Raw genomic sequence first — 21,425 nt, forward strand, 5'->3', positions numbered from 1 at the left:
AGAAAATGTTAGAAAAAGGGAAAAATCCTGTAGAGGCAATGAGAGAAACTCAGTTAGAAATGTTGAGTTCTCAACAGTGGAAAGCACCCTTTTATTGGGCACCATTTGTAGTGCAAGGAGAGTGGAAATAGAATTAATTAATTCAAAATTAAGATTAAACCAAGTCAGAAATAATCTTTGTTTTAGTAAGAGTATTTATAGCAGATGACAAAGTTTACTAAGTTGAAATTCTTAGCTATAAGCTAAGGATTCCAATTGTAGAATTCATGCATTCAAAATTAAGAATAAATAAAGTCAGAAATAATCTTTGGCTTAGTAAGAGTATTTATAGAACCCCCATCACCCTAACCATATCTTTGCAAAAGCAAGAATTGAAAGACAGGAGTCAGGAGTCAGAATTTAAAGAAATAGAATAGAGAAAAAAGTATAAAAATATCCCCCATTATCCACCATCTCCCCGACTCCCCGACTCCCTTACTCCCCTACTTCCCAGCTAATTTTATAGATCCGTTTAGGGTTTCTATAGGAAATGCTCCGCTTTCCATGTCCGTTCAAGCGCAGAAAACACACCCTACAAACAAATAGCGTTCATGGGTAAATCCTATTCATTTCACATATATTATGCTAAATCAAATAACAAGATTTCTCCATTTGAAGTAGTTGAAATAGATACCTTTTTAATTTCACTTAAAGCAACTCCATCACCAGCTTTTAGAGAGAATTTATCATTATTATCTACCTCAATATCTACTTCTCCACGAGCAACTTGTATCCATCCATAACGGTTATTTTCAAAAGCATAATCAATGCTATCTCCGTCTTTCAAAACACTGGCAAATAAATCCACATCTTGATTGACTTTTATTGCGCTATTTCTACCGTCTTTAGCAACAACTAAATTTAATTTGCCAGAGTTTTTTTCTACTTCAAAAGAATGTTGATTATATGTTGGTTTTAAACCCTTAGAATTTGGCTGTATCCAAATTTGTAAAAAGTGAACATTCTCTGATTTTGAGTGGTTATATTCACTGTGCATAATTCCCGTACCCGCAGTTATGTGTTGTATATCTCCTCGGTACAATACACCACCTTCACCAATAGTATCTTTATGTTCTAATGCTCCGTCTAAAACATAAGTAATAATTTCCATATCTCGGTGTCCATGAGTTCCAAAACCATCACCAGGAGTAACTGTATCCTCATTAATTACTCTTAGGGAACGGAAACCCATGTACTCAGGGTCAAAATAGTAGGCAAAGGAAAATGTATGATGAGTGTCGAGCCAGCCATAATTTGCGTGTCCTCTTGCTTCAGCTTTTCGGATTTTCACGTTTTCTACTTGTTGTAATTGAGACATTATTATTAGCTCCTGTTATAATTTTTGATTTTTTTGTATGGATGAAATTTTAGTTATTTATCTTATAGTTTACCTGAAAAAATTTGGATAATTAGGGTAATATCTGTACCAAATATTTGATGAAAACCGCTGTTATATTTAATAGACATCTCCAGAAAAGAGGGAGTAGGGAATAGGGAGTAGGGAGTAGGGGAAAAGAATAGATGATTTCTGTCCGATAATTGATTTAATTTTTTATTTTTGGAGATATCTAATTGTTTATTTCCTATAAAAATAATGCTGCAAAATCTTGATTTTGCAGAAGAAATTTTTCAGTCAAAATCATTGTCTGATTATGCAGCATTAACGAATAAATATTTTACTTATAGTTTAGCGTGAGTCCCATCGCAATAAGGAGGATTACCAGTTTTCTTGCAATTACAAAGTGCTACTGTCTGTGACTCTGTTATCTCAAATGCTACAGGAGTAAACTCAGTTCCAGCATGGGAACCATCACAATATGGTTTATCCGGGTGAGTTTTGGACTGACCACAGGCACACCAATAGTAAGTGCCCACTTCAAGTTGTTCAATAACTACTGGTTTATTGTCTGCAATAACGGGTTCGGCCATGATGTTTTTCTCTCTGAAATTAATCTCTGGATACAAAATCTCTATTTAATAGATTTTGTTTCAACAGATGTATTATAGCTTAAATCGGGTTATCATGTATAGTACGCACTTTAAAGTAAGATAGTACCCAAAAAGATACTATGAATGTCCAAACTGCAAAGAAGAAGAGAAATTGTCCAGCAGAACTTACTCTTAAGTTGATTAATGGACGTTGGAAACTTTTGATTATTAAAGAACTATTTAATGGAGTGAAACGTTTTAATGAACTGCATCGCTCTCTCAAAGGTGTTACTCAAAAAATGTTGACTCAACAATTACGAGAAATGGAAGCAGATGGTATTGTTCATCGGGAAGTTTATTTGCAGGTTCCTCCGAAGGTTGAATATTCTTTAACTTCTCTAGGCAAAAGTCTTCAACCTATGATTAATCAATTGCACGAATGGGGAATTAAACATCTAAATTGTAGTGAATAGGGAACAAGGGGAAGTAATTAATAATTAATAATTAATAATTAATAATTACTTCTGGTTAAAACTGAGAAATAGTAAGCAAGTAGGAAATCTGATTTCATTATTCATTAATTTTTAACCCGTCCCTACCCCATGCACCATTTTAGGTGCGTCAGTCTAGTAGAGGCAAATAGCCATTCGCCCCTACAATATAAACTCTAATAACAAATTTTATCAAGCTTGTAATCAAGCTATTACAGGCCAAATGTTTATTTAATAAAGGATGATTAAAAATTAGTAGGTCCCTTATAACCTGATAACTTGGCTAAATTTTCCATAGAAACCACTCCCTCTTGAACTTTACCATTAATTTCCCAAGTTGGATATGCCTTAATACTAGCTTCAACACATAGTTGGGTTTGAGAATTTTTGCCTTTAGGATCGCACTCAATATAGTTGATTTTACTAACAGCTTCTTTACCAAACAAATTCTTTTGCTCCTGACAATGACTGCACCAATAAGCGCCATACATTTTTGCACCGACTTCGGTTAAATGTTCTGCTAATGCAACTTTTGCTGGAGTGGAAGCAGTTGTAACTCCATAAGTATTTTCTGTGCTAGCAGTAGCGCTATAAATTGGAGAATAAACTGCAAATATTCCTACCAAAGTAACCATCCCGACAATAATAGCAGTAAAAATTAACTGCCCAATGTCTTCCCAGTTACGACCTATTAATGTTAAAATTAATAGACTGAGAGAACAAATAGCTGAACCTGTGCAGTAAAGACAAAGAGACTCAATCTCAAATGCCATGATATACATCAGATAGCTGCTGAAGATGGTCATGGATACGCTACCCACAAACATAAATAACCAACTCCAGTTTTCTAGTTGCGAACGTAATTGCTTTTGGGAGTCTGAATTAATTAACCAAGGAGCGATCGCCATTGTGCCCATACTAACGTAAGCTAAAAAGCCAAACAAAGCCAAAGGTAAACCTAAAATAGTGGCATATTCACTATTGAGGACATTATCACAACCATCCACAGGACAAACTACTGTTCCTCCGGTTAATTTTTCTATAGTAAGATAAGCTGTGATCGCAACACCAACTGCTGCGATACCAGCAATAATAAAACGTGAGTTACGATGAATCCAAGGTTTAGAGCGTTTACTACGCATTTTTCTCTCCTAATTTAATATAGTTTCTGTTAGTATTATTAACTTTTCTGTCAACTGAAAACTCAAAGATAGAGTTCTCTGATAGCCATTTCATCAATATTGGATGATTTTATTGGAGAATAAGAGTTTTATCTTTTCTTCAATTTTATATTATAGCAATTTCTGCAGTTATGAGGTACATTTATAATCCCCTTGAGAAAGGGATAATTTTTGTTATCCCCTTCCTTAGAAAGCTATGCTTTATCAACATCCTTTTTCACATAAAACTTGACAAAAAGAGTCAAGTATGTATATTTGCTGGAATCAGCTTTTGTCTCTAAAATTATAAATATAAATAAAGTAAGACTTACGTATAAACGCTATTGGTAGGGTGTGTTTTGCGTTCCGCAAAGCTCCGCTTTATATGTCGGCTCAAGCGCCGAAACGCTACGGGACATGTAAAGCGGTAGTGTAACGCACCAATACTCTATATACAGTGCCTTTGCGTAAGTCCTGTAAAGTTTGCTAAAAAAAGTCTGTTGGCGAAAGGAGGGAATGGGTATGGGGGCAATAGGAAGAAAGAATTGATAATTTATGTACCAGAATTGATTTAATTTTTTATTTTTGGAAATGTCTAATAGTTACAGGCGTTAATTTTTCTACTCACCACTAAAGTAGTATTGGCCATACAAGATACTATAAAACTCAACTATTGCATTGCAAAAAGCACTATCTGGAACTGTATATCTTGACACCAAGTATGCCAAAGGACTAAAAGTGCATTCAGTCTTGAACGCAAGTATTAAGGAATTACCGAATAATTAATAATTAATAATTAATAATTAATAGTCAATAATTATTCATTCAACAATTCGCGCCTTGAAGCCTCCCCTTGTTCGGGGATAAATCAAAAATTTTCATGGGGTTTGTCAATCCCCTTCTTTAAAGAAGGGATAATTATTAATTATTAATTGCTGAACACTGGGCATACTCGACAATTATTCAGGTTCTTTTTTTTCTACTGCTATATTTCCTTCAATTTTAGACAAAGCTTGATTAACTTTTTCCTCCAATTTTTGAAATTGTTTTTGTTTTAAACTACTCCATTCTGGCAACTTATTAATAAACTGTTGTAAATCAATAATTACACTGGTTAAATCCTGAACTTGTTGCAATTCTGGTCGTTGTTTAAACTGTCGAGAAGTTAATTCTAATTCTGTTTGCAATAGCTTCAAAGTTTGTTCTTGAATATCTAATCGCTTCGACAAATTTTTAATTGTTGTTAACAAAGGTTTTAACTTTTCTTCTTCCTGAACAATTTCTAATCCTTTAGTGATCGAGCCAAAAGAATGTATACTATTTTGTAGCTCAAAAATAGTTTCAGAAATTGACTGCTGATATTCCTCTAATTTTCGAGAATTATCAAGTTTAATAGTTTGATTTTGTGCTGCCAACTTTCGTCTGTTAAAGAGATTTAAAACTAAAGATATAAAAATAAATTCTACTGGATAAATAATTGATTTATTAAACATATAATTAGCAAAAATTCCGAAGGCAGAAGCAGCAAGAAAAATATATTCAAAGATTTCTAAAAGACGCATTTTCAGTTATCAGTTATCAGTTATTAGTTGTTAGTTCAGGACTTACGCAGCAACCCTAAATATGGTGCAACCCCATACGCAATAGTTTTTTGACTCTATATATAGTACCTTGGCGTAAGTCCTGTAGTTGTTAGTTGTCAGTTATGAGTTGATCAGCAAAATTAATTAGTAGGACTTATGCAAAGAAACCCGGTACGAGCCTAGAAACCGGGTTTATGGGTTCAGTTCAAACCACGAGATTTTGTTGATAAACCCAGTTTCTGCGTAAGTCCTGATTAGATATCCTAACATATCAGGACTAAAGCCATGAGGAAAGCAATTTTCTTGGCTTGAGATTGCTTTCAGTCCCGAATGCGTAGCATTCATGTCGCGGAGCGTTAACATGCGTTATGCGAAGCCCAAAACGCTGTCGCTGGTGCTGCAAGTCGCGCCATGACAGAAATACGTTGCGGGTGCGTAAGTCCTAATATTTTCAATTATTAGATATTTGCAAAAATAAAAAATTAAATCAATTCTTCTTCCCTGTTCCCAGTTAAGTCTTCCCTCTTTTCTGGAAATGTCTATTAGTGATTCAGCGCTTCCTATTACTTGTGAGGTGCAAGCATCGCGGGCAAGATGCCCGCACTAGAATAATTTGATCATTTGTGCGAAATATGCTGTATAGCTCTGTGCGCAGGCAACAGCTCATTTGGCAATAGGGAGAATAAATTGCCGATAATATAAGACTATGAACTGCTTGGACACCTCCTGCAATTTGTAAATATTATAGCAATGCATGAGGATGGTGAGGTACACTTAACACTTACTGCAGTTCAGCCTTCCTTTGCTGTAACAACCACCGAAGGTTGTGTTACTAAAATTACTAAATAAAATTTTGTACCTCACGCGCCTCCGAAATTGCTGTCAGTGCGCACATTGCTATATATTCGCTCCTATTTATCAGTAATGTTAGCGATCGCTTCTTTCCACCCACGGCAAAACTTGTTCATATTTGTAAAATTATTCGTGCCAAATTGAAATAAATCAAAACACCCAAAACATCAACAGCAGTTGTAATAAATGGTGCTGACATTAATGCGGGGTCTAACCCAAAAGAACGAAACAGGAATGGTAAAGAAGAACCAGCAACAGAAGCTAAAATTGAGATAGCAACTAAACTTACTCCCACCGTCACAGATACTTCTAAATTGCCATTGATAATAAAAAAGTACGCCCAAACTGTTGCCAATAAACCCAGAATAATTCCCAGGATTGCACCAGCAGCAGCTTCACGCAGAATCACTTTTAATGGTCCTATTTTCCAGATTTCATCAGTATTCATACCCCGAATGACAACGGTTGAAGACTGGGCCCCCACATTGCCACCAGTACCAGTCAATAATGGAATAAACGCTGCTAAAGCAACTACCCTTTGCAGAACATCTTCTTGTGCTGTAATGATTCCACCTGTGACACTATTGGTCAACAATAACACAAATAACCAAACTACTCTTCTACGAGCAGCAGTAAACAAACTTACCTGGAAATAATTATCACCATCAGACTGTACCCCACCCAAAGCATAAATATCTTCAGTGGTTTCCTGTTGCAAAATATCCAGAACATCATCAACGGTAATGATACCCACCAGTCGTTGTTCGCTATCTACCACTGGTACTGCCAAAAAATCATAACGTTGAATAATATGGGCAACTTCTTCCTGGTCAGTACCAGTTTGCACGGAGACAAAATCACGATTTATGATTTCACTGATAGTTTGGTCTAACTGGGAGGTAACTAAATCTCGCAGTGAGACAATACCTGTGAGGTGACGGTTAGTATCAGTGACATAGAGAGAATAAACTGTTTCGGTAACGTGAGCTAATGAGCGAATACGTTCTAAACTTTGGGCAACTGTATATTCTTCTTTGAGGGAGATATATTCCGGGGTCATTATTCGTCCCGCAGTACCCGCATTGTAACCCAAAAGTTGGGCGGTAGCTTTCCGTTCAGCAGGACTGAGTAGACCTAATAAACTCCGAACAACACTTGCTGGTAGTTCTTCAAATAGTTTAACGCGGTCATCAGGGGACATTTTATCAACAATATCTATGACTTCTTGGCGCTTGAATTTTTCGCATAGAGACTGTTGTACACTGGAGTCTAATTGTTCATAAACGGCGATCGCTTCTGCTTTGGAAAGTAACCGAAAAGCAATGACTTGCATTGTTTCTGGTAAACCTTCGATGGCTTCAGCAATATCCGGTGGTTGCACTGGAACTAACATAGCTTTAGCTCCAGATAAGTTATCTTGTTCTAATAGAGCTTGAAGTTGTGATCGAACTAATTCTCGTAATTCTTGACGAGAAATTGTTGCTACCGAAGGGGATGAATAGTTATTATTTTCAATCAAAGTTAACCCTCCTATAATATACTATAATCTATTTTAGAGGCTATTGTGCGTAGCGCAAGTAAAAAGTCAAAAAAGAGGGAGTAGGGAGTAGGGGGAGACAAGGGAGACCGGGGAGACAATCGCTCTGCACAGTTTTATTTAGATGAAACAGTCCACTACAATCTTTTCACTATTTACTGCGTACATCATTTGCCCTACAATGTGCTGTATAGCAACCGCCTTGGCGCTTAGGACATAGACTGATGATGAATCTTAGATAGGACTGACCCATGCGCAACGTATTTCTGTCATTGCTCGCGAGGAGCGAAGCCATCTCAAGCCTTCAAATTTTGTTCCTCATGGCTTTAGTCCTGTTAGAGCTGGAAACACTTTTCCAACTGTTTCCAGTTAAGGGTTCGCTGCCATAATCGCAATTTCTTGGTTTGAACAACAATAGACATCTGGTGATAATCAAAAATCAAATTAATTCTAGTATATAAATTATCACTTCTTTCCCTCTACTCTCTACTCCCTCTTTTCTGAAGATATCTAATAATCATAGCAATAAACTAGTTTTCTTGGTTATTTGCGCAAGTCCTGATAAGATCAGGAGTTATGCAAACTCTTAGACAATACCTTATCTGTAGATGGCAAATGGCATTTCCCCCTGCTAGATATGGTGCTTCTGCGTAAATCCTAATAAATAAAAGAGGACTAAAGCCATAAGGAACGCAATTTTCTTGGCTTGAGATTGCTATCATGAGGGAATGCGACCCATTCATGTCACGGAGCGAAACGCTGTCGCTTGTGCTTCGAGTACCGCAATGACAGAAATACGTTGCGCGTGCGTAAGTCCTATAAAACTAACTATTAATTAATATAATGGAAAATTTATTCATAATAGAAACAGCAATTAATTCATTCATCCAAAATTCCTCTGATAAACCGTCTCCTGATGCTGTTGTGTCCGCACTGCTTGAAATTGAAAAACTCTCAAAAAAGGAGAAGCATATCTATAAAATTGAACAACTATCAGGTAATTGGCAATTATGTTTTATTACTGGTACGAAAAAAACTAAAAAAAGAGCTGGTGTTTTATTAGGAGATGGACGCTATATTCCTAATCTTATCAAAATTACACTTTCCTATTTTTCCCCTCTCAAAAATTCTCAAATACCTCAAGAATTAGAAATCGGTAGAGTAGAAAATACTGTAGAATTTGCTGGTTTAAAATTATCTCTTTCCGGACTCACTAAGTTTATTGATAAAAAAAATATTCTAGCTTTTGATTTTACCAAAATTACAGTCAAATTATTTGGGATAAAACTTTATTCTGGATATATTCGGGGTGGTCAAAAAAGTGAAAATAAATTTCCGACAGAAAGTATTAGCAAACAAGCTTTTTTTTCCTACTTTGTAATTCAAGAAAAATTTATTGCTGCTAGAGGTAGAGGAGGTGGATTAGCAATATGGATAATTAATTATTAATAATTAATAATGGATAATGGATAATTAATAATTGATAATTTATATAGCTATCAGAAATTATTGGTGAGAAAAAACTGTAGGGGTTTGGTCTCCTTTCCCCAAGTGCAAAATAATTAATAATTGACATAGTCATCAAAAATTATTAGTGAGAAAAAACGTAGGGGTTTAGTCTCCTTTCTCCAAGTGCAAAAGGATTTGGAAATCAAACCCCTACAATAAAATAGGATTGTTATAATGGATAGTTGGTTAAAAACATTAGAAAAAAATCCCATAATTGCGGTGATTCGCACTTCCAAAATGGAGCTGGCTCAGCAAATGGCAAAAGCTGTTGCTGCTGGAGGTATTCGGATAATAGAAATTACTTGGAATACTGATCGAGCAATTGAATTAATTACTTTGCTCCGCTCCGAATTACCGAATTGTACCATTGGCACAGGTACATTATTAACTCTAGAAGATTTACAAAAAGCAGTTAAAATTGGTTGTGAATTTCTCTTTACTCCACATACTAATTATGCTATGATTCAAACAGCAAAAATAGCTGGTGTACCTATCATTCCCGGCGCTCTTTCTCCCACAGAAATAGTTACTGCTTGGCAAACTGGAGCTACTTGTGTTAAAGTATATCCAATTTCAGCAGTTGGATACGCCAATTATATTAAAAGTTTACAAGGCCCTTTAGGAAATATTCCCTTAATTCCTACTGGTGGAGTAACTTTAGAAAATGCTAAAGAATTTATTGATGCTGGTGCAATTGCTGTAGGTTTATCAGGGAAGCTATTTCCGAAAAATTTAATAATTACTGAAGATTGGGAAGCGATCGCTCAACAAGCGAAACTTCTAGTTAAACAACTTTCAAAAAATAATTAGTTGGTAAGCATTTAGCATTCAGCTCTTAGCTTAATTACCTTGAGTTGACAACTCAAACTTGTGTTTCTGGTTTCAACTCTTTAGTTAAAAATTTAGTAGAATTAACAGTCTTGGTAACACAGCCTTGAAGGCTGTAACAACCTGGAAGGTTGTGTTACCAGAGTTACTAGGAGACTGGAAGTCTTTAACAAATAATAAAATTTTGTACCTCACGCGCCTCCGAAATTGCTGTAATTCATTAAAAAGCTGTTTGCATAGCATTCCCAAGGATGAGCTGACTGCTGAAATTAGTCGAGAACACTAATTAAAATAATATTAATCAAAATTAGACCAAAATTTTTCTTTTTTAAGAGAGGTATAAACATGAAAAATTTACTTACTTCCAGACTAATAATTAAAGTCTTTGTTAGTGCAGCACTAACTATTACAAGTTTTTTTTCCTACTCAATAACAACAGAAGCTAGTCAATGGGAAAATTTAATTGCCACCAGAATGTTAGAGTTACAAGAATCTGACAAACGTTGGATTTCAATTGATTTATCTAACCAAAGATTAATAGCTTGGGAAGGAAATAAAGCGGTTTATGCAGTCATAGTTTCCACAGGTAAAGCGTCAACCCCTACACGGTTGGGTACTTTTAAAGTACAAACAAAATATCGCACTACGAGAATGACAGGACCAGGTTACGATGTGCCTGACGTTCCCTATACTATGTATTATGATGGGGGAATGGCTATTCATGGTGCTTACTGGCATAATAAGTTCGGTACTCCAGTTAGTCACGGTTGCACAAATGTAGCAGTCAATCATGCAAAATGGTTATTTGAATGGGCGTCTGTAGGAACTCCTGTGGTGGTACATGAATAATTGAAAAAAAGTTATTTCATTTATCAGTTATTAACAAAATTTTGAATGGATTTTTTCATCTATATTCGTCATTGGGAGGTGGGTCGAAAAAAATGTAATGTTGATTTACCAATTTGTGATGGCGAAGGGAGAGTGGAAAAAGTTGTTTGAGTTGTTTTTTCAAGCATCCCCCTGAAGCCATCTCAATACCCTAAATTTCTAGGAATAAATTGCCTCTATTTTGTCATTGATAATATCAGGAAAGAGATAGCTGCGGCTAACTTAATATTTTCCTGAACCGTTTAACTAATTTCTGACCACCTCGCCATGACAATATTAATAGAACAAGACTTACGCATAAACGCTATTAGTAGGGTGAGTTAACGTCATTGTCACCCATCGGTACGCTATATATAGTCCCTTTGCGTAAGTCCTATAGAAAATATTAAAGATGTCATAGAACCTTATTTAGAATGTATGCTCATAACAACAGAAAACACTGTATTTTTACAAAGGAGCAACATGACGCAAAATAGTTAAAGGTTTTTGCTCCTTAAGAATTTTCATTTGTTCTTGATTTTTTACTAACAAAGCACCAGAAAAACCTAAACTATTCACAGAAATAGACTGAAAATCTGGATATGAGCGCGGCACAACAAACATCCATTCTCGTGTCACTAAAAGATTATAATCACTAGACTGTTTTCCACTCATCCCATCACTACCTTCTATCCCGACTGCTTTAAGTAAACAGAAATAAAATTCTAATATTTTGGCAGCAGATTCAAACGGAGAATTTACCCAACCAGGATCTAACTTTGCTATAGCGTGTCGAAAAGGAAAATAAGACGTAACACCTATTCCGTTATTAAATTTAGCAGTAGCGATCGCTTTATCTATCGGCACTTTTTCTTCATCTGATACCAAAGGAAGAGGAACCATTTGCAAATGTTTATGACGTTGACTCGCACCCGCAGTTTTCCCAGAGTTATAAAAAGCTAAACCTTCAAACTCCCCCATACAGGAACCCAAAGCTTGAAAATCTGACAAATTAAGTAAATTTTCCTGTTCTTCAAATTCTCTAGTAACAATGAGCAAATGATAATCAACAACATTATATTTATTCAGCAGACACAGATGAGTTTGAGAAATATCTGCAACAAATAAATCCTCCTCATAAGGTTTAAAAGGATTAAAATTTTTGCCAGTGACAACCTTCTTTTTTTCCTGCTGTTTTTTAGCTTCATCTTTACGGGATAAATTAGATAAAATACGCACCAAGAAACGAATATTATCTTGTTCTACAAATTCATATTCTGTGGGTATCGGTTGGAGTGCGCCACATTCCAGAGCATATTCAGTTTGTTGTTTGAGTCTTTCCCAGAGAGTACCCGGTGCTAATAAAAGTTGATTTTCAGACATATATATAGCAATCCTATTTTATTTGTGTATCAAAATCTTACCCTAAAACCCATATCCCGCACGACAAGATGTAGTATCAAATTAGGAGTTAGAATCCAGAATCCAGAATCCGTATGTGAAGAAGAATCATAAAAGAGGTAGCCAGAAGAATCTTCCCTTTATTTTCTACCTCTCGAAATGCCCAAAATCCTACATTTTGGAACTAGAATTACCTAAAAGTTGGTACTTTATTAGTATCTGCAAAGGCTGAAACCAATGCCCGTAAAAACTTTGATAAATAATTCAGCCAACCCTACTTAATTGTTGACTAATATAACTTTCTCCTGTTTGCTCTTCATGGAGTAGGAAATTCTGACTCCTGGATTCTGACTCCTGGATTCTGGATTCGTAGTACATTTTGACGTGCGGAATGTCAGCTAAAAATCATCAGTGGTTAAAAATCGGCATATCCACCATTATTGTTAGAGTTATTAGTACAGGAACAGTCATTTCAGTTATCAGTTATCAGTAGAAAGTGAACCTCCGAATTTATCGGAATACTGATTTCTCGGGAACCGTGTTAAAATTTTTTCATCCCCGAAAAAGGGGGAGGCTTTATACCTCTTTTTTTGGTAATTTTTGACAATAATAAAAAGGTCATTTCATTTAACAGTTATCAGTTATCAATACCTCAATTTGAGAATATTTTATTCTGAATAATAAAGCTTTTATTACAAACTAAAAAAAATAGCTGTTAGCTAATAGCTGACGGCTGTTTGCTTACCTAAAACTTATGATCATTAACCATTCTTTTTAGACGACTTAACGTGCTTAACTAATATTCTAGCGATCGCTTCCTGTTGCTTACTATCAAAATTTTTAATAATTAACTTCACTACCTCTTTCGGGTCTTGTGGTAATATTATTTTTTCCTCTTCAAAAGTTGTCTCTTCTGGACAAGTTGCAATTTCTTTTAAATCTTTACTTAAAACTATTTCTTCAACCTTTCTGGCTGCAATTAACTCACCAGCAGTATTCAGCTCTTTAATAATTATAGGTGCTAACACCAGGTAAGATAACTTAGAATTAGTCAGAGCTGCTTGAGAAGCAGTAACCAAAGTCCGCCAAATTTCTGTATTTTCATTCAACTTCAACAAACCATTACAACCCTCTTTTAATTGTTCTCTGGTCTCTGGAGTATCACCTTTCTTAAACAACTCCAACATTTCCTTTAATTTCTCTTTGACCTGATGAGCAAAATTAGCTGGTATATTTTTATTTCCAATAGAAGTAGTAGTAGATTTAGGAATATTTCTACCATTAACGAGACTATTCAAATTAGTTTCTAACTCTGTAAAAATAGGTAAAGCATTTTCTACTATTTTTTCTCCTTCTTCTTCTCTTAAACCATAAGGACCTTGGAGGCGTTCTACTAAATCTTTAAGAGTATCATATCCTTTTAAAAATTGAGATTCTATTGTTTGGTCAATATCAACCGGATTTTCTCGAATTATTTTGAAACAATCTTCTAAACGATGAGCTACTTTTTGTACACTGTGCATTCCCAACATAGCAGCTCCACCTTTGACAGAGTGAGCAGCTCTAAACATATCATTAATAGTTTCAGAATCTGTCATAGTAGACTTCAAATCTACCAACCCATTTTCTAAAGTTACTAAATGTTCTTCTGCTTCCATTATAAATAATTGCTTAATTCGTTCATCTTGTTCTGATGGCATAATATTTCTCCTAAGTAGGTGATCATAAGTAAATGTAACGAGTATATAGTAGGTTTAATTAATTATATCAAATCCATCTAGTATCGGTACTATTTAATTCCATACCGTAGAAGTTTGGTCTCTAAGCCTCCACCAAGCTGAGAGTTTTTGTTAATACTAATGGTAGAATCCTAATTTTCCAAACTAAGTGAATGTTATATTATATTATTCAGTTTACTTCTGCAGCTTAGATTTTAGTTATATTAATTTGGTGGTATTTAGGTAGGGACGCCACCAAATGAAAGGAGTTAGAGATAGGAGCTATCAGAGTCTGAGATTGGGGTAGGAACGCCGTTAGATTGGCAGTTTACAGAAATTATAAAATCTTTAGTTCAATTTAATCATCATTAAAACCTATCACAATTAATTTATAATTGCTATATTTCAATAATATTACATGTGTAATCAAAAAAAAGCTTTACCTTTTCCCCTCCTGAGAGGGGTTAGGGGTGGGTTATATCATGTCCAGTTAAATAATTAGACTTTGGTGGAAGGAAAGCAGAAAGAAGCTTTTATGCCATTTCTACCTTGATTTTATACACGCACCGTGCGTGTAAAAGTTGGAAAAATATCTACCGTCATATAAGCAGGACTTACCCATGATCAAGAAGTTTTAGGCATTTGAGATTGCTTTCAGTCCAGAATGCCCCCCATTTTCTGAGGTAATGGGAAGCGCAAAACCCTGTCGCTTGTTATCGCAAAGCTGCGCTGACGCAATGATAAAATTGCGTTGCCTTGCGTAAGTCCTGATCAAGTTTTTTCTTCTCTTAAAGGTTCTTCCTTCTTCCTTCCTTCTTAATCAAAAAAGAGGTATAAAGCCTCCCCTTGTTTGGGGATGAAAAAATTTTAACACGGTTGCCGAGAAATCAGTATTTCAAGCCTCCGACTTTGGTCGGAGGTTCACTCTCTACTGTTTCGCTGCGCGACATGAAAAGCGCAGCACCGACCTAGGAGAATAACTGATAACTGAAAAGACCTTCTCTATACAATACCGATGCTACCGGACATGATATGAGGTACTGATAACTGATAACTAAAATGACTTGTTAACTATAAATTCATTGCATTAGCACGAGCAGCAGCAGCTTCATCGGGGTGAATATTCAAGCGAGTTAAATTTACTCGACCCTTAGCATCTATTTCTCGGACTTTAACAATGACTTCATCTCCGATTGCTAATTCATCTTCTACTTTACCCACGCGATAATCTGCAATTTGAGATATGTGAACCATTCCTTCTTTGCCAGCAAATACTTCCACAAAAGCACCGATAGGAATAATTCGAGTCACGCGACCAACATAAACATCTCCAGGATTCAGTTTCTTGGTCATTCCTTGAATAATATTGCACGCTTGTTTAGCTTTTTCACCATCCGCTGCTGCAATAGTTACGGTACCATCATCATCAATATCAATTTTGACTCCGGTTTCCTCAGTAATACCTTTAATAGTCTTACCACCAGGTCCGATGACTAAACCGATCATTTCTGGATCTATCTTGAAAGTTAAAAGTCGCGGTGCATAAGGTGACATATCCGGACGAGGTTCGTTGATAACACTCAACATTTTTTCTAGAATATGTATCCGTGCTGGTTTAGCTTGATGAATAGCTTCAGCAATAATTTGTATGGATAAACCTGTGATTTTCATATCCATTTGTAATGCTGTAATTCCACTATCAGTACCAGCAACTTTGAAATCCATATCACCCAAAAAGTCTTCTATACCTTGGATATCTGTCAGGATACGAACTTCCTCATCTTCTTTAATTAAACCCATTGCAGCTCCACTCACAGGTTTAATAATAGGAACTCCTGCATCCATTAAACCAAGAGTGGAAGCACAAACAGAACCCATAGAAGTTGAACCATTGGAAGACAGAACTTCGGAAACCACCCGAATCACATAAGGAAAAATATCGCTTGCAGGTATGACAGGAAATAATGCACGTTCTGCTAAAGCACCGTGACCTATTTCCCGACGACCAGGCGATCGCAATGGTTTAGTTTCTCCGACGGAAAAAGGAGGGAAGTTATAATGGTGCAAATAACGTTTTTCGTCTTGGGGATGTAAGTCATCTGCTAATTCTTGAGCATCACCAGGAGTTCCCAAAGTCACAGCAGACATTACTTGAGTCAAACCGCGATTAAATAGAGAACTACCGTGAACTCTTGGTGGTAAGACTCCTACCCGACAAGAAACCGGACGAACTTCATCTAATTTCCGACCATCAACTCGGATACCTTCGTCAATAATTTGTTTACGCATCAGCTTTTTAGTAACACCCTTAAAAGTATTACCTAAAGCCATATTGTCAGATTCAACCATTACTCTGAGTGCTTCTTCTTCCGGAAGTTCAGCGATCGCTTCTGCCAGAGTTTCTTTAATTGCATCAAGTTTCTCATCCCGCTGATTTTTATCCAAATCGTATTCAGACAAAATCTGTTTAATAGATTCTGTTGCTTTTTCCTTAATATAGTCTTCTAAAGTGGGGTCTACTACTTTGGGTGCTTCTAGTGATGCTAGTTCAATACCCATTTCCGCAATAATTTCTCGTTGAGCTTGAATCAGGTCACAAACTGCTTCATAACCAAAATCAATTGCTTCAATGATGTCTTGTTCTGGCAATTGATTTGCCCCTGCTTCTACCATTATTACTCCGTGGGGAGAACCAGCAACCACCAAATCTAAATCACCATTTTTTACTTCACGATAAGTAGGATTTATGATAAAATCGTCTCCCACTAAACCTACCCGTACCGCAGCCATTGGGCCATAAAATGGTAATCTGGCCAACAATACGGCCACCGAACTACCTGTAACAGCTAGGACATCTGGTGGTACTTCCTCGTCCATAGACAATGTTGTGGCCACAATTTGAATATCATCCCGCAACCAACTAGGAAATAGGGGGCGTAGAGGTCTATCAATTAAACGACCTGTAAGAGTCACCTTTTCTGGAGGACGACCTTCCCGACGCAAAAAGCCGCCCGGAATTTTCCCTCCAGCGTAGAGTCTTTCTTCGTAGTCCACCAAAAGAGGTAGAAAGTCTATTCCTTCTCTGGCTTTGGCTGTAGTAGCTGTGACTAATACTGCTGTATCTCCTGATTCTATCATCACAGCACCACCAGCTTGAGGCGCAAATACACCGACTTTTAGTCGAATGTCCCTTCCATCAAAGGATATGGATTTGTTTATCTCTTCCATCCAATTTTTTTTCCTTATTCTTTCGCTTCTTTAGGAAATCGTAGCATTCTTGGGGATTCTTAATGGGGCAATTATAAATCAGAAGTCAAATATCACAAATAAAATGTCAAATGTCAAAAATCAGGTATGGTAGTATCGGTAAAATTCGCTCTCCGTAGGGGTTTAGTCTCCAATTTTTCGGGAACCGTACCCTCTACAACCTATGAGTTTTCGCCAACATTGATGGTATAATACCATTTCTCAAAAGCCAAGGGATTTGATATAAGCTCTGATTTGGTAATTTCCATATCGCAATTTTCATTACAGCGCTTTTCTTTCTTGATGAACCACCGGAGCCATGACCAAAATATTGTAGGGACGTTCCATGGAACGTCCCTACTGTGGTTTACCGTGTCAGAAAACCACTGTCAAAGTTCAGAAGTCAAATGTCAATTACATTCCGACTGCATCCCAAGCTGTACCTAGATTTGCCAGATCAACACTACTGTCTAATGTACCGTCATCATCCATGAACCAAATTTGGTTAGCTCCATTGTTTCCATTGCGCCACAATATATCTGCTATTCCATCATTATTGTAATCGGCAACTCCAGCGACATCCCAAGCTTTAGTTTGCTTTCCTGGATTAGCTGTATAGCTTGTTTTCCCGTCATCATCCATGAACCAAATCTCGTTAGCTCCGGTTTTTCCATTGCGCCAGAGAATGTCTGCTACTCCATCATCATTAAAATCCTCTACTCCAGCGACATCCCAAGCTTTACTTTGCTTTCCTGGATTAGCTGTATAGCTCTTTTTGCCATCATCATCCATGAACCAAATTTGATTAGCTCCTTTCTTGCCATTTCGCCAGAGAATATCTGGTACTCCATCATTATTAAAATCCTCTACTCCAGCGACATCCCAAGCTTTACTTTGTTTTCCTGGATTAGCTGTATAGCTCTTTTTCCCGTCATCATCCATGAACCAAATCTGGTTAGTTCCTTTCTTGCCATTACGCCAGAGAATGTCTGCTACTCCATCATCATTAAAATCATCAACTCCAGCGACATCCCAAGCTTTACTTTGTTTTCCTGGATTAGCTGTATAGCTCTTTTTCCCGTCATCATCCATGAACCAAATTTGGTTAGTTCCTTTCTTGCCATTGCGCCAGAGAATGTCTGCTACTCCATCATTATTAAAATCATCAACTCCAGCGACATCCCAAGCTTTACTTTGCTTTCCTGGATTAGCTGTATCGCTGGTTTCGCCATCATCCAGGAACCAAATCTCGTTACCTCCGGTTTTTCCATTCCGCCAGAGAATGTCTGCTACTCCATCATCATTAAAATCAAAACGGACTGGTTCGTTACTGACACCGTTACCGCGAGTTATTGTGCTGCCAAATAAGTCATCGTTGTCTTGGTCATCCCCTGATGCAATGTTGTCTGGAGCAGAACCATTTTTGTCAGCATCAACAGCATTATTAGAAGAGAATGTAGTAGCCTCATCAATAGTAACAGTAGGCAGAGAAGTTGGCATTCCTTGGTCGCTACCATCCGGGTTTTCATCAGTGAGTTTCATAGCAAATATTGCACCACCGAGACCTTCTCCATTGCTTACACCAGAGCCACCATTTGCCTTATTATTACTCAAGGTACTTTGGGAAATATTTAGACTGCCGGAACGGATGAATACAGCTCCACCCAGTCCATCGCCACCGGAGCCACCATAGGTAGTGTAGCCACTGGAGTTACCACCATTGCCACCGCCGTAGCCACCATAGCCTCCAACGCCAACACCATCGTAGCTACCTGAGCCTCCGAAGCCACCGCCTCCGCCACCACCAAAGCCACCGTCGCCACCGGAACCACTGCCACCGTAGCCACTGTATTCACCGTAGTAATAGCCGTAGTAGTAGTAACCGTAATAGCTGTAATAGCCGCCGTAATAGCCGAAGTCGTAGCCACCGTAGCCACCAAAGCCACGGCCTCCGCCACCACCAAAGCCACCGTCGCCACCGTAGCCACTGCCACCGTAGGTGTAGCCACCGTCGCCGATGCCACCCGTACCGTCGCCACCGTCGCCTCCGAAGCCACCGGAACCACCGAAGCCACTGCCAGCCAAGCCGTAGTAGCCGCCGTAGCTGCTACCTACACCCTTACCACCGTTGCCAAGGAAGCCACCGTCGCCACCATAGCCATCACCGTAATCACTTATATCATCAGCACCATTATTCTCAGACAACCTCGTAGTAAATATACCGCCACCTACATTGCTAGCAGTCTCATCACCAGAATTTCCACCTATTGCCTGATTTTTACTAAATTTAACATTATCTACAGAAACATTACCATCATAGATAAATAGGGCACCACCCATTCCGGCGCCACCGCCTCCTAGCTTACTGTTTCCCCCCTGTGCTTTACCTTTAGTTAGAGTTAAGTTGTTAATATCCACTGTTCCTGACTTGACGAACAATGGACGGTATTTATTGTCACCACTAATAGTAGCTGTTTCCACCTTACCTGTCTTTGGATCGTCCCCTGTTATGGCAATATTACTATCAATGAGTTGAATCATTTCACCAGATAATGTGACATTCTTCTTGATAACGATAGTATCGTCCCCTGGGCTGTTATTGGCATCCAAAATTGCTTTACTGAGAGTTCCTTTAGTTTTTCCTGTACCATTATCTTTGGCTTTTGTTACTTGAAATATAGCCATTTGTGTTAATTCTCCTGAGTAATTAATTGTTGTACTTAGGGGGACGTTGAAGGTAACGTCTCTAGGGGTTTGGTTTCCCAACCCTACGTTTACGTTCTGAAATTTTACTGATGCTAGGGAAGACCTCTCCCCCAACCCCTCTCCTACTTTTGAGAGGGGAGCAATCTTCTCTTCTCCCTTCCCTAACTCCCCCCTTTCAAAGGGGGGTTGGGGGGGATAGTTGTGGGGTTGTGGGGTTGGGGGGAATAGTTGTAGGGTTGGGAGGTTAACTCTGAAGTAATCCCGGATAGAACAACTCATAATACCATCGGTAATTACTCCTTAGCTCCGCTTCAATCCGCGGTGACACCCAATGACGTTCTGGTGCTTTGACCTGAGTATAAGTACGATGAAGATATTTAAACCGATAGAAACTATCCGCCTCCCCTGGTTGTACTACCAAGTTATTCGGATCGAGTTCATAATTTCCCACCCCCAACCAAGTAAACAAATCTTTCATTGTTGCTACTGGTTCGGACATTAAATGCTCGAATACCAGAAAATACATTCGTTGTTGGCAAGATTGGTTCATATCTTGTATCCCTTGCAGCGATCGCAATGGTCCGCCCACCACCCCTTTTTTCCCCAGTAAAGCATCAGCACGTCCGTAGGGAGACAGAGAAGCCAAGTCATCTGGGAAATCCAACCATACTGTTTTTTGATGTTGGGTTTCAATAGATGCTAAAATTTGTCCTAACTCCCGGACACACACCACCATTTTTACATCTGGGTCTAATTCTAAAGCTAATTCTACTTGATTTAACCAACCCCGATGTTTGTCTACTACCATCTGAGAGTCGATTTCCGACCACCATGCTTTAGCAAAAGCACGACAAGCACATTGTAATCTTGCATATACAGTTTCAAATTCCCCATCTAACTGAGCCAGAAAAAAATTGTTATCACTCAAATGCGCCCTAATAGCTTGCAGAGTCGGCAACAGGGGTGAACTCATACCATCACAGTAGATTTCTGGGTGTTCTGCCAGGAGTTGACAGGTTAAAGTTGAGCCTGCGCGGGGCAAACCCGTGACGCAGACTAATTTTCCGTTAAACATTAGAGATTTAAGATTGTATATTTTGCAGGTAGTAGATATCGTTAAATCTAGCTAATGTTTTCTCCGCTGTCAAGTACCATCTCAAAAATTTACATAAATTCATAAATTGTGCATAGTTTCATGTTGTGCATAATTTCTGATAATTTAGTCATCTTCAGATGACTTCAGCTATGAGCCAAGGATTTTAATCCTTGAGGAGTCATCGGGTATTTATTTCTACTTTTAGATTCTCATTACCAAAATTATGCCAACCAAATAAGAAACCGGGTTGATCATCATAATTTTTGGTATTCAAACCAACAAATTTCCTTAATCAACCCGGTTTCTGCGTAGGTCTCCATCGAGCTAGTCGTTATATCAAATCCGCTGGCTTTGGAGAATAAAATTATAGCATCAGAAAAGATCGAAAAGCCCAGTATGTAGAGGCTTTGGAGACCAAACCCCTACTGCGAGCGAATTATAGCGATACTACCGGATTTGATAT

At 37.8% G+C, this 21,425-nt stretch carries 15 protein-coding genes; 5 read left to right on the forward strand and 10 right to left on the reverse strand.

What is annotated here, in order from left to right:
• The first annotated feature begins 5 nt into the window (after positions 1–5).
• Positions 6–131: a CHAT domain-containing protein gene (locus VKJ25_RS24395; RefSeq protein ID WP_375340287.1), complete on the forward strand. Its 126-nt coding sequence runs from the start codon at positions 6–8 to the stop codon at positions 129–131.
• 488 nt (positions 132–619) lie between these two features.
• On the opposite strand, the gene VKJ25_RS00270 is transcribed toward VKJ25_RS24395, so the two are convergent.
• Both VKJ25_RS00270 and VKJ25_RS00275 read right to left on the reverse strand, forming a co-directional pair.
• Positions 620–1,357, reverse strand: coding sequence for a pirin family protein (locus VKJ25_RS00270; protein ID WP_324234627.1), 738 nt, complete (start codon positions 1,355–1,357; stop codon positions 620–622).
• 362 nt (positions 1,358–1,719) lie between these two features.
• On the reverse strand, positions 1,720–1,968 hold the full coding sequence (locus VKJ25_RS00275) for a CDGSH iron-sulfur domain-containing protein (protein ID WP_324234628.1): 249 nt from the start codon (positions 1,966–1,968) through the stop codon (positions 1,720–1,722).
• A gap of 140 nt (positions 1,969–2,108) precedes the next feature.
• On the opposite strand from VKJ25_RS00275, the gene VKJ25_RS00280 reads away from it, so the two are divergent.
• A complete protein-coding gene (locus tag VKJ25_RS00280) occupies positions 2,109–2,441 on the forward strand; it encodes a winged helix-turn-helix transcriptional regulator (protein ID WP_324234629.1) in 333 nt (110 codons plus the stop codon).
• Between the two features lie 263 nt (positions 2,442–2,704).
• On the opposite strand, the gene VKJ25_RS00285 is transcribed toward VKJ25_RS00280, so the two are convergent.
• From VKJ25_RS00285 to mgtE, 3 genes are all read right to left on the reverse strand, one after another.
• Positions 2,705–3,601 (reverse strand): vitamin K epoxide reductase family protein, encoded by an 897-nt coding sequence (locus VKJ25_RS00285; RefSeq protein WP_324234630.1) that lies wholly within the window; start codon positions 3,599–3,601, stop codon positions 2,705–2,707.
• A 977-nt stretch (positions 3,602–4,578) separates the two neighbouring features.
• Positions 4,579–5,181: a hypothetical protein gene (locus VKJ25_RS00290; RefSeq protein ID WP_324234631.1), complete on the reverse strand. Its 603-nt coding sequence runs from the start codon at positions 5,179–5,181 to the stop codon at positions 4,579–4,581.
• Between the two features lie 985 nt (positions 5,182–6,166).
• Positions 6,167–7,573 carry a magnesium transporter gene (gene mgtE / locus VKJ25_RS00295; protein WP_324234632.1) on the reverse strand — a complete coding sequence of 469 codons (1,407 nt, stop codon included), beginning with the start codon at positions 7,571–7,573 and terminating at the stop codon, positions 6,167–6,169.
• 861 nt (positions 7,574–8,434) lie between these two features.
• Between mgtE and VKJ25_RS00300 the strand changes: the two genes are divergently transcribed.
• The 3 genes from VKJ25_RS00300 to VKJ25_RS00310 all read left to right on the forward strand — a co-directional run bounded on the left by VKJ25_RS00300 (position 8,435) and on the right by VKJ25_RS00310 (position 10,777).
• Positions 8,435–9,040, forward strand: a complete 606-nt coding sequence (locus VKJ25_RS00300; protein ID WP_324234633.1) for a hypothetical protein — start codon at positions 8,435–8,437, stop codon at positions 9,038–9,040.
• Between the two features lie 234 nt (positions 9,041–9,274).
• On the forward strand, positions 9,275–9,910 hold the full coding sequence (locus tag VKJ25_RS00305) for a bifunctional 4-hydroxy-2-oxoglutarate aldolase/2-dehydro-3-deoxy-phosphogluconate aldolase (protein ID WP_324234634.1): 636 nt from the start codon (positions 9,275–9,277) through the stop codon (positions 9,908–9,910).
• A 363-nt stretch (positions 9,911–10,273) separates the two neighbouring features.
• On the forward strand, positions 10,274–10,777 hold the full coding sequence (locus tag VKJ25_RS00310) for a L,D-transpeptidase (protein WP_324234635.1): 504 nt from the start codon (positions 10,274–10,276) through the stop codon (positions 10,775–10,777).
• A gap of 486 nt (positions 10,778–11,263) precedes the next feature.
• Here VKJ25_RS00310 and VKJ25_RS00315 read toward each other — a convergent pair whose 3' ends face one another.
• From VKJ25_RS00315 to VKJ25_RS00335, 5 genes are all read right to left on the reverse strand, one after another.
• Positions 11,264–12,178 (reverse strand): ATP adenylyltransferase family protein, encoded by a 915-nt coding sequence (locus VKJ25_RS00315; RefSeq protein WP_324234636.1) that lies wholly within the window; start codon positions 12,176–12,178, stop codon positions 11,264–11,266.
• Between the two features lie 779 nt (positions 12,179–12,957).
• On the reverse strand, positions 12,958–13,896 hold the full coding sequence (locus VKJ25_RS00320; protein ID WP_324234637.1) for an Hpt domain-containing protein: 939 nt from the start codon (positions 13,894–13,896) through the stop codon (positions 12,958–12,960).
• Positions 13,897–14,985: 1,089 nt separating this feature from the next.
• Positions 14,986–17,142 (reverse strand): polyribonucleotide nucleotidyltransferase, encoded by a 2,157-nt coding sequence (locus VKJ25_RS00325; RefSeq protein ID WP_324234638.1) that lies wholly within the window; start codon positions 17,140–17,142, stop codon positions 14,986–14,988.
• 432 nt (positions 17,143–17,574) lie between these two features.
• Positions 17,575–19,845, reverse strand: a complete 2,271-nt coding sequence (locus VKJ25_RS00330; protein ID WP_324234639.1) for an FG-GAP repeat domain-containing protein — start codon at positions 19,843–19,845, stop codon at positions 17,575–17,577.
• A gap of 265 nt (positions 19,846–20,110) precedes the next feature.
• On the reverse strand, positions 20,111–20,941 hold the full coding sequence (locus VKJ25_RS00335; protein WP_324234640.1) for a sulfotransferase family protein: 831 nt from the start codon (positions 20,939–20,941) through the stop codon (positions 20,111–20,113).
• Between the last annotated feature and the right edge of the window lie 484 nt (positions 20,942–21,425).

The sequence above is a fragment of the Okeania sp. genome, from assembly GCF_035285525.1.
Taxonomy (GTDB): Bacteria; Cyanobacteriota; Cyanobacteriia; order Cyanobacteriales; family Microcoleaceae; genus Trichodesmium.